Raw genomic sequence first — 12,887 nt, forward strand, 5'->3', positions numbered from 1 at the left:
CGTGGCAGAAACAGAGCGCTCAGGGGACGTCTTCGGCCTGCTGTGTCTGCCTCTTTTGATCGCTAACAGCGGATCGTACGCGGCTGTTGGCGCCACGTACGCACCTCTCCGCCAAGACACGGGCCCGCGCGCGGCGCGGGCGGGGCACCGGCCTACGGGGCGGGCTACCAGCGGAAAGTGCGCATGCGCATGGCGTGGCGCAGGCGCGCCGTCTTGGCGCGGCGCGGCTGGACCCGGTCGCGCAGCTCGCGCGCCTCGGTCAGCTCGCGCAGGAACTGGGCGCGCCGCCGCCTGCGCTCGGCTTCGGTCTCCAGCTGTTCCGGGGAGTCCTCTTCCCGGTTCCGCATAGGCACACCACCCCAGGTCCGTCCCTCCCACTTTCCCTCTGATGGGTGGTTTGATGCCAGCGCACGAGTGAACCTGAGGACTGGGCCTTGCCCGGCGGGGCAGTGGCGGGCGCCCCGAGCCCGGCTACTGTGGTGGACATGCGTCTCCACGTCGTCGACCACCCCCTGGTCGCCCATAAGCTCACCACCCTGCGCGACCAGCGCACCGACTCCGCGACCTTCCGGCGGCTCGCCGACGAGCTGGTCACCCTGCTCGCCTACGAGGCCACCCGGGACGTGCGCACGGAGCAGGTCGACATCGTGACCCCGGTCGCCTCCACCACGGGCGTCAAGCTGTCCTACCCGCGCCCCTTGGTCGTGCCGATCCTGCGCGCGGGCCTCGGCATGCTCGACGGCATGGTGCGCCTGCTGCCGACCGCCGAGGTGGGCTTCCTGGGCATGGTGCGCGACGAGGAGACGCTCCAGGCGTCCACGTACGCCACCCGTATGCCGGACGACCTCTCCGGGCGCCAGGTGTACGTCCTCGACCCGATGCTGGCCACCGGCGGCACGCTCGTCGCGGCGATCCAGGAGCTGATCAAGCGCGGCGCCGACGACGTCACCGCCGTGGTCCTCCTCGCCGCCCCGGAGGGCGTCGAGGTCATGGAGCGCGAGCTGGCGGGCACGCCGGTCACCGTCGTCACGGCATCGGTCGACGAGCGGCTCAACGAACAGGGCTACATCGTGCCGGGGCTCGGGGACGCCGGGGACCGGATGTACGGGGCCGCTGAGTAGGGGCCTGGTTTCGGTTCGTACGGGGCCGCCGAGGCAGGTCCCGGTTTCGTTTCGTACGGGGCTTCAGCCGTTTCGTACGGGGTCGTCGGCGGTTTCGTAAGGATCTTCAGCGGTACGAAGCTCAGCAGGTCTTCTTTGTCGTGGTGGACGTCGGCTGGGGCTTGGCCAGAGCGGCCAGGGCCTTGTCGGCGTCCGCCTTTTTCGTCAGGTTCTTGAAGCCGGTGCCGATGATCAGGTCGACCTCGGTGGCCTTCTCGCGGCCGTCGGTCTTCAGCTCGGCGCCCGAGAGCTGCGTGTTGAGGACGGGGAGCGCCGCCTCGAAGGCCGCCTTCGCGCCGAGCAGTATCCCGGCGCTCTCGACCTTCTTGTCGTACGTGTCCGTCGCGTTGCCCACGTCGCCGATCTTGAAGCCGCGCTTCTCCAGCTCGTCCGCGGTCTCCTTGGCGAGCCCGCTGCGGGGCGTGGCGTTGAGGACGTTCACGGTGATCTGGCCGGGCTCGGGGAGGGCCGTGGCAGCGGACGCGGTGGATGCGCCGGCTGACGGGCCGGCCTTCGACGCGCAGTCCGCCTTGGGGCCCGCCGCCGTGGCCTTGTCGCCGCCGCCCGTGAAGACGTCGATGAGCTGCAGGGTCCCCCACCCGATCAGCCCCAGCGCGGTGACGGAGGCGACGATCAGGAACACGAGCCTGCGGCGCCCCTTGGGTCGGCGCATCCGCGGGTACTTGTCCCCCGTGATCCGGTACTGGCCGCCCATGCCAGGGGGAGTCAGCATGCTCATGGGCGCAGCGTAGTGTGCCGCGGCGTTGATAACTACTAAATGATCATTGACTGGCGCGCAGTCCAACCCAAAAGGGTCAACGCGAGCCGTCAGTCGAGCTCAAGCACGCGCGCGTGGAGCACCTGGCGCTGCTGGAGCGCCGCGCGGACGGCGCGGTGCAGGCCGTCCTCCAGGTACAGGTCGCCCTGCCACTTCACGACGTGCGCGAAGAGGTCGCCGTAGAACGTGGAGTCCTCGGCGAGCAGCGTTTCCAGGTCGAGCTGGCCCTTGGTCGTCACGAGCTGATCGAGGCGGACCGGGCGCGGCGCGACATCCGCCCACTGCCGGGTACTTTCCCGGCCGTGGTCGGGGTACGGCCGGCCGTTTCCGATGCGCTTGAAGATCACACGGAAAGCCTACCGGTCAAGACGTTCCGGGCGCAGCCTCCCGGCTCGGGCCGTGCGAGTCAAGTACGTACAGATCGTGGCCAATATCGGTCAAAGGGGGTGGGTGTGAATTCGTTGCTGACACATTCCCCCTATGGATGATCGAAAGACGGCCGTGGGATATGCGCGGCAGAGCCTCGGCCGACCGGACAAGTCGGTTGGATCCCTTCGAGCGCAACTCGCCGCGTGCCGTGCGGAAGCGATCGAGCGTGGCTACCGGTACGAGAGCGAGTACGTGGATCGGGCCGTCTCGGCCTACCGCTCCGGTTCCGTCCGCCCGGAGTTCGAGCGCATGCTGGTCGATGTACGGCATGGGCATGTCGATGTAGTCGTCGTGAACTACCTCAGTCGTCTGTCCCGGCAGCACGTGGGCGCGGTCCAGTCCCTCGCGGCCGAACTCCACGGGTTCGGTGTGACGGTGGTCTCGGTGACGGAAGGCGTGTACGGCCCCGCAGACACAGAGGAGCTGGCCCGGCGCCTGGAGGCCGCACATCAGGAGAGTGCGAACCGGTCACGTCACGTGAGTGACACGAAGAGGGTCCTGAGGGAAGCAGGTTCCTGGGTGGGCGGTCTGCCGCCGTTCGGATACGGGGTGGCCGAGGCGCGCAGGGACGGACTCACGATTCGGCAGCTGGTCGTGGTGTCTGAGGAAGCCGAGGTCATTCGAGATGTCGTAGGCAGGATCCTCACCCATAAGGAGGTAGAGGCTCCGGGCGGTCGTCGTCACCCCGGATCGCTCTCAGGCATCTGCGCGGCGCTGAACGCAGAGGGAGTGCCGACGAAGACCGCACGGCTCGCCGACAAGTGGCGGGCTGCGGGACCCGCCGGGGCGGAGGGACGACGTGAACCGTCCCTGTGGGAGGTGTCGACGCTCAAGAGGATTCTGAAAGACCCGAGGTTGATCGGCCACGCGGTCGAACCGGTCTACGGCCCGGATGCGGCGGGCGGGCCCGGGGCCCGGCGATCCGTCATCGGATACCGGAGCCTGGTGGATCCCCTGACGCTGATGCCGGTCATGAGCCACGAGCCTGTCCTCGGCATTGCCGAGTGGGAGGAGCTTCAGGCATGGCTGGACACCCGTGGGCCGGGGAAGGGCGGACCAGGGGCCAGTTCACTCCTGGGCGGCCTGGGCGTACTGCGCTGCGTGTGTGGGGCGACCATGGTCAGCAATGGCACGGCCGCCGCCACTGCCTCGTACCGATGCTCCCGGCCCAAAGGAGCGACCGGCGGCCATGACGGGGGAAACAGCATCAAGCGAGAGCACGTCGAGGAGTACGTGGTCCAGCGGATCTTCACCGAGGTCTCTCAGGCCGACGAGGGACAGCCGGGCTCGGTGCAGTTGCTCGCCGAGGCCAGTGCCCGTCTCGGCCCGGCAGTCGACCTCGCGAGCAGGGCGAAGGCCTACGAGGCCGGTGGATGGCAGTTGGCGCCGCTGGCGGACAAGCGCGACTTTCTGCGCTGCTTCATCGATGGCATCGAAGTGGCAAAGGCGCTGTCACGCGGCAACAAGTGGGAGGCCTATGACGCCGGTCAGCGAACCACTGTCACCTGGGTTGCGCCTCGCCCCGGCCGGTGACGGGGCCGTTCGATGAGGCGGTGAGGCCGGGCCGCCCCGCGACGCCCGGCCTCCCGATCAGCCGCGTTCCTGTTCCTCCACGGATTCCTGCGGCGGCTTCGATTCCTTCACTTGCACTTCCGGTTTCGGTGCGTTGCGTACGGCCTCCGCGCGCAGCAGGGCGCGCAGGACCGCGTACGGGTCTGTGGGCATGGTGTGTTCCTCGCGTCGTACTGACTGATCTTGCTCGGGGCGGGGTCGGTCAGCAGCGCAGGACCACGGAGCGGAGGGTGTGGAGGGAGTACGGCGGTGAAGGCGGCGTGGGGAGAGGGCTGCCCTCGGGGACAGCGGGCGTCGGGGCCGGGGCGGGCACGGGGCGCAGGGCTGTGGCGGGACGGTGGACGCTGAGGCAGGGGGGCCGTAGGGCCGCGTCGAGGACGTCGTACTCGAAGGTCTCGACGGACGACACGACGGGCGCCGCATGCGCCCCGGCGTGCGCCCCCGGCACCAGCAGGGCGAGCAGCAGCACGAGCGCCCGCAGCCAGGCACGGCTGCGGGGAAGGCTTCGTGCGGTGCTCACGGGGGTCATCTTTCCGTCGGTCGTACGACGTTCATCGTGTCGGCAGCGAGATACGCCCGCACGGCGTACGGACGGGCGTCACAGGGCGGCCTTCACAGGGCGGTCGGCACTTGCTTGGCCCGGCCCCGGATCACGATCGCGGTGATGATCTCGACGATGCCGACGGCGACCAGCCAGATGCCGCCGACGAGGGTGAGCACGGCGACCGACCTGAAGGGCGAGTCGATCAGCACGATGCCGGCGATGAACGTGACGATGCCGAGGAAGATCTGCCAGCCGCGTGCGGGCATGTTCTTGTCGGAGGCGGCGGCCAGGGTCTGGGTGATCCCGCGGATCAGCCAGCCGATGCCGATCCACAGGGCGAGCAGCAGGATCGACTGCATCGGGCCGCGGAAGCAGAACAGACCGAGCAGGATCGACAGGGCGCCGCTGATGAAGGCGAGCACGCGCAGCGAGGTCGCCTTGTGCGTGCCGAAGGCGGAGACCAGCTGGAACACACCGCTGATCAGGAGGTAGATGCCGAAGAGGATCCCGGCGGCGAAGAGGGACGCGCCCGGCCAGACCAGGACCAGGACGCCCAGGATCAGGGACGCGATGCCAGTGAGCAGGACGACCTGCCAGGCGGCCTGGGACAGGGCGTGCAGGGGGCCTTCGAGCTCCTGCTCGTCGTGCGGGGGCCGCGGGGCGCGTGGGGCGTGGGCGCGGCGGTCGTCGAACTCCGGGCCCCAGGGGGAGCCGCTCGGTGCCTCGGTCATGGTCCATGCTTTGACCGGGGTCTGGCGCCCCGCCACCCGGGCGGGCCACCTGGCTGACAGGGTTACTTGGTGACGGTTACTTGCCTGCGGCCTTGGCCGTCTTGGCCGCCGCCTTCATCTCCTGTTTGTGGGCGCGGACCTTGGTCAGGGAGTCGGGGCCGGTGATGTCGGCTACGGAGCGGAAGGACTTCGGTTCGCCGTAGGGGCCTGCGGCCTCGCGCCAGCCCTTGGGGCGTACGCCGAGTTGTTTGCCCAGGAGGGCGAGGAAGATCTGGGCCTTCTGGGGGCCGAAGCCGGGGAGGTCCTTGAGGCGCTGGAGGAGTTCGTCGCCGGTCTTGGCGTCCTTCCAGACGGCGGTGGCGTCTCCGTCGTAATGCGCCACGAGGTACTGGCACAGCTGCTGGATCCGCTTGGCCATCGACCCCGGGTAGCGGTGCACGGCCGGTTTGGCGGACAGCAGGGCGGCGAACTTCTCCGGGTCGTACGCGGCGATCTCGTGCGCGTCGAGATCGTCCGTCCCCATCCGCTGGGCAATCGTGTACGGCCCCGCGAAGGCCCACTCCATCGGCACTTGCTGGTCCAGCAGCATCCCCACGAGCGCGGCGAGCGGACTGCGTCCGAGCAGTTCGTCGGCCTCGGGCTGCTGGGCGAGGTGAAGAGTGACGTCCATGTTCCGAATGATCGCGCGGGGGTGGACCGGGCGCCTCCCCGGGCCCATGGGGTCTTCACCCTTCACGTACGATTTCGCCCCAATGGGAGTTAGGTTAGCCTAACCTGAGAAGAGTGGGGATGGATCGTGACCGTCGAGATCTACCGCGACGCCTGGGGGATCCCGCACCTGCGCGCGGACAGCGCACGCGAACTCGCCCACGCCCAGGGCCGTACGACCGCCGTGGACCGCGCCTGGCAGCTGGAGGTCGAACGGCACCGCTCACAGGGCACCTCGGCCGCGTTTCTCGGTGCCGAGGCCGTCGCCTGGGACCGGTTCGCGCGGCAGGCCCGGCTCGACGACACGGCCAGACGCTGTTTCGCGGCCCTGGAGAGACGGGATCCCGAGACCGCCGCGTGGGTTGTCGCGTATGTCGACGGTGTCAATGAGGGCTTGGGGGAGGGTGCCCGTCGCGCGCCGGAGTTCGCGGCGACCGGGCTGGTTCCCGGGGACTGGGAGCCCTGGACGCCGCTGGGGGTCTGGCTCGGCACGCATATTTTGTTCGCCGGGTTTCCGGCCAAGCTGTGGCGCGAGGAGGTCGTACGGCGGCTGGGGGACGGCGCGGTCGGGCTCTTCGCCACGGACGGGCCGGGCACCTCCGGCAGCAACGGCTGGCTGGTGAGCGGTGAACGCACCGGCACCGGGCAGGCGGTCATCGCCGGGGATCCCCACCGGTTCATCGAGGACCCCGGCGTCTACCAGCAGATCCACCTCTCCTGCCCCGAGTTCGACGTGGTCGGCCTCGCCGTCCCGGGCGTTCCCGGCATCGCCCACTTCGCCCACACGGGCACGGTCGCCTGGGCGATCACGAATGCGATGGCCGACTATCAGGATCTGTATCGGGAGCGGCTGCGGTGGTCGTCCGGGTCGTCCGGGTCAGGTGGTTCGTCTGTTGAGGCACTTGAATCCGATGGGGCGTGGCGGGCCGTGGCTCGGCATGTGGAGACCGTGGAGGTGGCGGGGGGCGAGCCGGTTGAGGTGGAGGTGATCGAGACGGGGCGGGGGCCCGTGGTGATCGGGGGAGTGGTGGGTGGTGGGGACTCCATCAGTCTTCGTTATCCGCCTCGCGTCACCGAAGACCTTGGGTTCAGTGCGCTTCTGCCACTGCTGAGATCCCGTCAAGTTGCCGATGTGGACCGGGCGTTCGATCTCTGGGCCGAGCCCGTGAACGTCGTGCAGGCCGCCGATGTCGAGGGGGGCGTGCTGCACCGGGTCGCGGGGAAGGTGCCGGTCCGGAGCCGGGACAATCGGACGCGGATTGTCGACGCCTGGGAGCCGGGGAGGGAATGGCTGGGGTGGCATGCGATGCCGCGTGGTGGTGTCGAGGACGGGGTCGCCGTGATGGCCAACCAGCGCGGGCCGGCCACTCCGCTCGGCGTCGAGTTCGCCCCGCCGCACCGCGCCACGCGTATCCGGCAGCTCCTCGACGCTTCGGAGAAGTGGTCCGCTCAGGACATGCCCGCCGTGCACATGGACACCCATCTCGCCTCGGCCGCACCCCTATTGGACCTTCTGGCCGCCCTTGAGGACGGGCTCGGTCCGGAGGCGTCCGCGCTCAGGGACCAACTTCTGTGCTGGGACCGGCGGATGGTGGCCGACAGCGCCGCGGCGGCGGCGTACGCGGCGGTGCGCGGTGCGGTCGTACGGCGGCTCGCGGCTCACCCCGCGCTGGCCGTCCTCGCGGAGCCGCCCGCCTACCCGGAGATCTTCCTGCCCTGGCTCGCCCTCACCCCACGGGTCGGCTTCGCCCTCGAAAACCTGCTGAGGGCCGAGGAGTTGTACGGCATCGACCGCGTCGCCGTGGTGCGCGAAGCCGTCGAGGAAGTGGCCGCGCTACCGCTCGGCGTCTGGGGCGACACCCACCGCCTCGCCCCCTGGCGCGCGCTCACCGACACCTCGTACGACGAACCGGGTCTCTCCGGCGACCACGACTGCGTGCTGTGCACGTCTGCGGTCCCCGGCCTCACCGACCTGAGCGCGCGCGGCCCGGCCGCCCGATATGTATGGGATCTCGCCGACCGGGAGAACAGCCTTTGGGTGGTTCCGTTCGGCGCCGACGGAGTGCCGGGATCCGTCCATCACCGCGACCAACTCCCCTTGTGGCTCAAGGGAGATCTTGTCCCCGTGACCACCGACTGGAACACGCTGACCAAGGAGAACCATGACGACTGAGCCGTACGCGCGCACCCGCGAGGCCGTCCACGAGCAGCTGGTCGACGGCTTCGGCACCGTGCGCGTGCTGCCCCTCGACCCGCATGCCGACCTGGACGTCGTGCACGGCTGGGTGACCCAGGAGCGGGCCGCCTTCTGGGGCATGAACGGGCTCACGAAGGAACAGGTCCTGGAGACCTACGTCCATCTGGACTCGCTCGACACCCACCACGCCTTCCTCGCGGTCAAGGACGGCGAACCGGCCGCGCTCTTCCAGACGTACGAGCCGGAGGCCGACCGCGTCAGCGAGTGCTACGACGTCCAGCCCGGGGACATCGGCATTCATGTGCTGATCGGTCCGGCGGGACCGGGGGGCGGTCAGGTGGGGTGGTCGGGTGTGCTGCTGACCGCCTTTACGACGTACGTGCTGATCGGGCTGGACCGGCAGCGGGTCGTGGTCGATCCCGACCAGCGCAACGCGAAGGCCATCGCCCGCTTCGAGCGGCAGGGCTTCGAGCCGGGGCCGGCGGTCGTCCTGCCCGAAATCGACCTTCCGGATGTCTACCTGCCCGAGAAGCGCGCCCAACTCTCCTTCCTGACCAGGGAGAAGGCGTTCAGCGAGGTCTCCTTGGCAGGGGAGTGAGCACACCGCCGGATTCGTCCGTACGTATCCGAGACTCTGGAAATGCGGATACGGCGGGTACGGCGGATACGGAGACGGCGTGTGAGCGGAGTGCGAGACCGGCGGGGCATCGTCCGGGGGCTGGCGCTGCTGGGCACCGTGCTGGTGCTTGTTCTTTTCGGCGGCGCGGGTGGCGCCTCCGCGCACGCCGCGCTGACCGGCACCGATCCGCAGGACGGCAGTGTGCTGAAGTCGGCGCCCCGGCAGGTGACGCTGACGTTCAGCGAGTCCGTCGGTCTCCTCGACGACTCCTTCCGCGTGCTCACCCCGGACAACCGGCGCGTTCACACGGGCGAGCCCGGTCACGCGGGCGGTCGTTCCAGCACCGCCCGCGTGACCCTGCCGCGCGGTCTGGGCACCGGCACGTTCACCGTGGCCTGGCGGGTCGTCTCGGCGGACAGCCACCCCGTCTCCGGCGCCTTCACCTTCTCCATCGGCCAACCCTCCGACACCAGCGCCGCCCTGCCCTCCGTGACGGGCGGGAACACCGTCTCCGGCTCGCTCTACGACATCGCCCGCTACGTCGCCTACGGCGGTCTGGCCCTGCTCATCGGGGCGGCCGGGTTCGTCCTGGTCTGCGGGTTCCCGGGCAGTGTGCGGCGCCTGCTGCTGACCGGCTGGTGGGCGCTGTTGCTGTCCACGCTCGCGCTGCTGCTCCTGCGCGGCCCTTACGAACGCGGTACCGGCCCGGCCGAGGCCTTCGACCCGGCCGTCCTGCGCGAGACGCTGACCAGCAGGCCGGGGGTGGCGCTGGTGGCACGGCTGGTGCTGCTCGGGGCGGCGGCCTTCTGTCCCGTACGAGTACGGCAGCGCGGGCGGGGCCTTCTCGCACTCGGCGGGCTGCTCGCCCTCGGTCTCGCGGTCACCTGGGCCGCCGCCGAACACGCGTCCGCCGGGATCCAGGTCCCCGTGGCGATGGTCTCCGCCGTACTGCACCTGCTCGCCATGGCACTCTGGCTCGGCGGGCTGACCGCCCTGCTCACCGCCCTCTACCGCCCGGCCGAGCCCCTCCCCACGGCCGTCGTCACCCGCTTCTCCCGGCTCGCCCTCACCTCGGTCGCCGTCCTCGCCGGTACCGGCCTCTACCAGTCCTGGCGCGGCCTCGGCTCCTGGGACGCCCTGACCTCGACGTCGTACGGCAGGATCCTCGTCGCCAAGCTGTGCGCGGTGCTGGTGGTGCTGGTGGGGGCGGGGTATTCGCGGCGCTGGACCGGGCGGTTGGCGGTCGCGACGGCCTCGGGGCGGGTGGCCGTGACGGTGCCGGTGGGGCGCCGAGTGCCGGAGACGGTCGGAGGGCCCGCCGCCGTGGACACGGGCGCCGCCCCCGAGGACGTACGAGCCGAGGCGGGCGCCGATGCCGATCCGGCGGTGTATCGGCGTGGCCTGCGCCGCTCGGTCCTCGCCGAGGTCACCGTCGGCATCGTTGTTCTCGTGATCACCACGCTGCTGACCGGTACCCAGCCGGGGCGGTCGGCCACCGAGAGCGCGGCGGCCTCGGCGGCCTCGGCCGCCGACCCCGGGCGGCCCACGGTCTCGACGACGCTGATCCCCTTCGACGTCGGTACGCCGGGCGGTCACGGCAAGGTGCAGATCGAGCTGACGCCGGGGCGGGTGGGCGAGAACTCGGTGCAGGCCGTGATCCTCGGCCCCGACGGCGGTATCGCGACCGTCCCCGAACTGCGCCTCACCTTCACCCTGGCCGCGCAGCAGATCGGCCCGATCGACGCGCAGCTCACGGACAAGGGCGGCTACTGGGGTGCGGACGGCCTCACGCTCCCGATAGCCGGCACCTGGACGATGAAGGCCACGGTGCGCACGACGGACATCGATCAGGTCACCGTCTCGAAGTCCGTGACGATCGGCTGATTCGCCGCCGGCACGGCAAGCGCAAGCCTCATCCGCCCCGGCGGCCGCTCGGCCGACCGAGTTCCCGCTCCCCGACGGTTTCCTGCGCTCAGACGCCGGAGACGGCGTTCGACGCCGTCGCGGTGTCCATCTGACGTCCGTTGGAGGCGGACAGCTGTCTGAACCGTCAAACCGCTCAGCGCGCAATCTAAGGTTTCCTGGCCGAAAGCTGTGAGTTGCAGCTGTGCTTCTTGCCGCCCCCTGAGGTCGGCCACAGCATGGGCGACTCATCGACTCATTCGCAGGCGGGTCCGCGCACAGCGCTGTGCACGCGAATGGTCCATCCCATCCTTTCGACCGGGAGAGAGACCCTGTGAGCTTGCGAGACGTCCTTCCCTCCGATCCTTCCTCCGCCGCACTCGGTCGCCGTGGCCTGATCGGCCGCGCCGCCGGTGCCGTGGTCGGCGCGGCGCTGCTCGGCGGCATGGAGGCCGCCCCCGCGTCGGCGGCTTCCCCCTCCTCCACGAGTGCCTCCGACAGCGCCTCCCACAGTGCCTCCGACAGCCCGGTGAGAACGGAGTCCGGCCTGGTCACCGGCGCTCCGGCAGCCCTCCCCGGCATCACCGTCTACAAGGGCATCCCCTACGCCGCCTCCACCGCCGGGAAGAACCGCTGGCGTGCGCCGCAGCCGGCACCGTCCTGGAAGGGCGTCCGCAAGGCGGACACCTGGGGCGCCGCGTGTCCCCAGCCCGTCACGGGCATAGCCGCCGACAAGGTGCCCCCGCTGAGCGAGGACTGCCTCAACCTCAACATCTGGACGGGCGCGGCCTCTTCGCGCGAGCGCCGTCCGGTCTTCGTCTGGATCTACGGCGGACGCAACAGCGCCATGTGGGCCTCGCAGCCGGTGTACGACGGCGCCAACCTGGCGGCCAAGGGCGCGGTCGTCGTCACCTACAACCACCGCGTCGGCGCCTTCGGCAACCTCGCCCACCCCGAGCTGAGCGCGGAGGGCGGGCACGGCGGGTCCGGTAACTGGGGTGTGCTGGACACGGTGGCGGCGCTGAAGTGGATCAAGCGGAACATCGCCGGGTTCGGCGGCGACCCGGACCGGGTGACGCTGGCCGGCTGGTCGCACGGTTCGTCGTTCGTCAACATCTCGATGATCTCCCCGCTCGCCCGGGGCCTCTTCCACCGGGCGCTCCTGTCGGCCGGCGTGCAGTACACCAAGGACCCGGCGCTCGGCCATGTGGCGGGCGGCTACTCGCAGTTGTCCGCCGCCGAGGCGAACGGCACCGCGTTCGCCTCGTACATGGGCGCCTCCTCGCTGGCCGAGCTGCGCGCGCTGACCGCGGACGAGATCGTGACCAAGGTGTACGCGCAGGGTGCCCCGGCCGCCGGCACCAGTTTCGGCAACGTCCTCGACGGCTACGTACTGCCGACGACGTACACCGGCGCCATGGAGTCCCGCACCGACTACGACGTGCCGGTCCTCACCGGCAACAACAAGGACGAGAACGGCGCCTCGCCGACCCTGAAGATGACGGTCGCCCAGTTCCAGGCGTACGCCCAGACCACGTTCGGCGACCAGGCGGACGCATTCCTCGCGCTCTACCCGGCCGGCACCGACGCGGAGGCGGCGGCGCAGTACAACAACTACGCGCGCGACGAGGAGCGCGTCTCCACCTTCCTGTGGGGCACACAGTTCAGGCAGACCGCCCAGAACCGCAGCCCGGTCTACAACTACTGGTGGACGCACGTTCCCCCGGGCTCGGACACCACCAACCCGATCGAACCCGCCGACGGCGCGGGCGCGTACCACGGCGCGGAGAAGTACTACCTCTTCGGCAACCTCTACGGCACCGACCGCCCCTGGACCGAGGAGGACTACGCGATCGCCGACACCACCTCCTCGTACGTGGCGAACTTCGCGGCAACCGGCAACCCCAACGGCGGTCATGGCCGCCCGACCCTGCCCGCCTGGCCCGCCCTGCGCACGGCGAAGCCGGTGTCGATGGAACTCGGCGACAACTTCGCACCCCTCCCGGCGGCGGACAGCGACGCCAAGTACGCCTTCCTGAAGGACTATCTGCAGGCGCAGACGACCGAGTACTGACAAGTGCTGACGAGTACTGGCTCGTCCACTTCTTGTCCGTGCTCCAGGTCGTACCGCGTGAAGTGGTGTCTTCCTCGTCCTGCGGGGTGCGCTTTCGGCGGCGGTATGCGGCGGCGCGGTCTCCGCCGCCGCATACCGTGTCGGAGCACCAGCGACGTCTGCCCGGCGGCTGG

At 70.1% G+C, this 12,887-nt stretch carries 13 protein-coding genes; 6 read left to right on the top strand and 7 right to left on the bottom strand.

The window, feature by feature from the left end; translation table 11 throughout:
* Positions 1-164: 164 nt before the first annotated feature.
* Positions 165-347, bottom strand: coding sequence for a hypothetical protein (locus ACZ4WS_RS14745; protein WP_467980411.1), 183 nt, complete (start codon positions 345-347; stop codon positions 165-167).
* Between the two features lie 138 nt (positions 348-485).
* Here ACZ4WS_RS14745 and upp point away from each other — a divergent pair, with 138 nt between their 5' ends.
* The gene (gene upp, locus ACZ4WS_RS14750) at positions 486-1,121 is read left to right on the top strand and encodes a uracil phosphoribosyltransferase (protein ID WP_467980413.1); all 636 of its coding nucleotides are present in this window, start codon (positions 486-488) and stop codon (positions 1,119-1,121) included.
* A gap of 121 nt (positions 1,122-1,242) precedes the next feature.
* On the opposite strand, the gene ACZ4WS_RS14755 is transcribed toward upp, so the two are convergent.
* Positions 1,243-1,875: a LytR C-terminal domain-containing protein gene (locus ACZ4WS_RS14755; protein ID WP_467980546.1), complete on the bottom strand. Its 633-nt coding sequence runs from the start codon at positions 1,873-1,875 to the stop codon at positions 1,243-1,245.
* Between the two features lie 113 nt (positions 1,876-1,988).
* Positions 1,989-2,285, bottom strand: a complete 297-nt coding sequence (locus tag ACZ4WS_RS14760) for a type II toxin-antitoxin system VapB family antitoxin (protein ID WP_003999914.1) — start codon at positions 2,283-2,285, stop codon at positions 1,989-1,991.
* Positions 2,286-2,418: 133 nt separating this feature from the next.
* Between ACZ4WS_RS14760 and ACZ4WS_RS14765 the strand changes: the two genes are divergently transcribed.
* Entirely contained in the window at positions 2,419-3,900 is a 1,482-nt protein-coding gene (locus tag ACZ4WS_RS14765; RefSeq protein WP_467980415.1) for a recombinase family protein, read from the top strand.
* Between the two features lie 57 nt (positions 3,901-3,957).
* Here ACZ4WS_RS14765 and ACZ4WS_RS14770 read toward each other — a convergent pair whose 3' ends face one another.
* From ACZ4WS_RS14770 to ACZ4WS_RS14785, 4 genes are all read right to left on the bottom strand, one after another.
* Positions 3,958-4,092 (bottom strand): hypothetical protein, encoded by a 135-nt coding sequence (locus ACZ4WS_RS14770; RefSeq protein ID WP_467980417.1) that lies wholly within the window; start codon positions 4,090-4,092, stop codon positions 3,958-3,960.
* A 49-nt stretch (positions 4,093-4,141) separates the two neighbouring features.
* On the bottom strand, positions 4,142-4,459 hold the full coding sequence (locus ACZ4WS_RS14775) for a hypothetical protein (protein WP_467980419.1): 318 nt from the start codon (positions 4,457-4,459) through the stop codon (positions 4,142-4,144).
* 92 nt (positions 4,460-4,551) lie between these two features.
* The gene (locus ACZ4WS_RS14780) at positions 4,552-5,214 is read right to left on the bottom strand and encodes an HdeD family acid-resistance protein (RefSeq protein WP_467980421.1); all 663 of its coding nucleotides are present in this window, start codon (positions 5,212-5,214) and stop codon (positions 4,552-4,554) included.
* 76 nt (positions 5,215-5,290) lie between these two features.
* Entirely contained in the window at positions 5,291-5,884 is a 594-nt protein-coding gene (locus ACZ4WS_RS14785; RefSeq protein ID WP_467980422.1) for an HhH-GPD-type base excision DNA repair protein, read from the bottom strand.
* A 126-nt stretch (positions 5,885-6,010) separates the two neighbouring features.
* On the opposite strand from ACZ4WS_RS14785, the gene ACZ4WS_RS14790 reads away from it, so the two are divergent.
* From ACZ4WS_RS14790 to ACZ4WS_RS14805, 4 genes are all read left to right on the top strand, one after another.
* On the top strand, positions 6,011-8,095 hold the full coding sequence (locus ACZ4WS_RS14790) for a penicillin acylase family protein (protein ID WP_467980424.1): 2,085 nt from the start codon (positions 6,011-6,013) through the stop codon (positions 8,093-8,095).
* On the top strand, positions 8,085-8,717 hold the full coding sequence (locus ACZ4WS_RS14795) for a GNAT family N-acetyltransferase (RefSeq protein ID WP_467980425.1): 633 nt from the start codon (positions 8,085-8,087) through the stop codon (positions 8,715-8,717). Before ACZ4WS_RS14790 ends, ACZ4WS_RS14795 begins: the two co-directional genes overlap by 11 nt.
* Before the next feature lie 42 nt (positions 8,718-8,759).
* The gene (locus ACZ4WS_RS14800; protein ID WP_467980427.1) at positions 8,760-10,622 is read left to right on the top strand and encodes a copper resistance CopC/CopD family protein; all 1,863 of its coding nucleotides are present in this window, start codon (positions 8,760-8,762) and stop codon (positions 10,620-10,622) included.
* A gap of 358 nt (positions 10,623-10,980) precedes the next feature.
* Positions 10,981-12,714, top strand: coding sequence for a carboxylesterase/lipase family protein (locus ACZ4WS_RS14805; RefSeq protein ID WP_467980429.1), 1,734 nt, complete (start codon positions 10,981-10,983; stop codon positions 12,712-12,714).
* Positions 12,715-12,887: the final 173 nt, after the last annotated feature.

It is taken from the genome of Streptomyces sp. NPDC029292 (genome assembly GCF_055569295.1).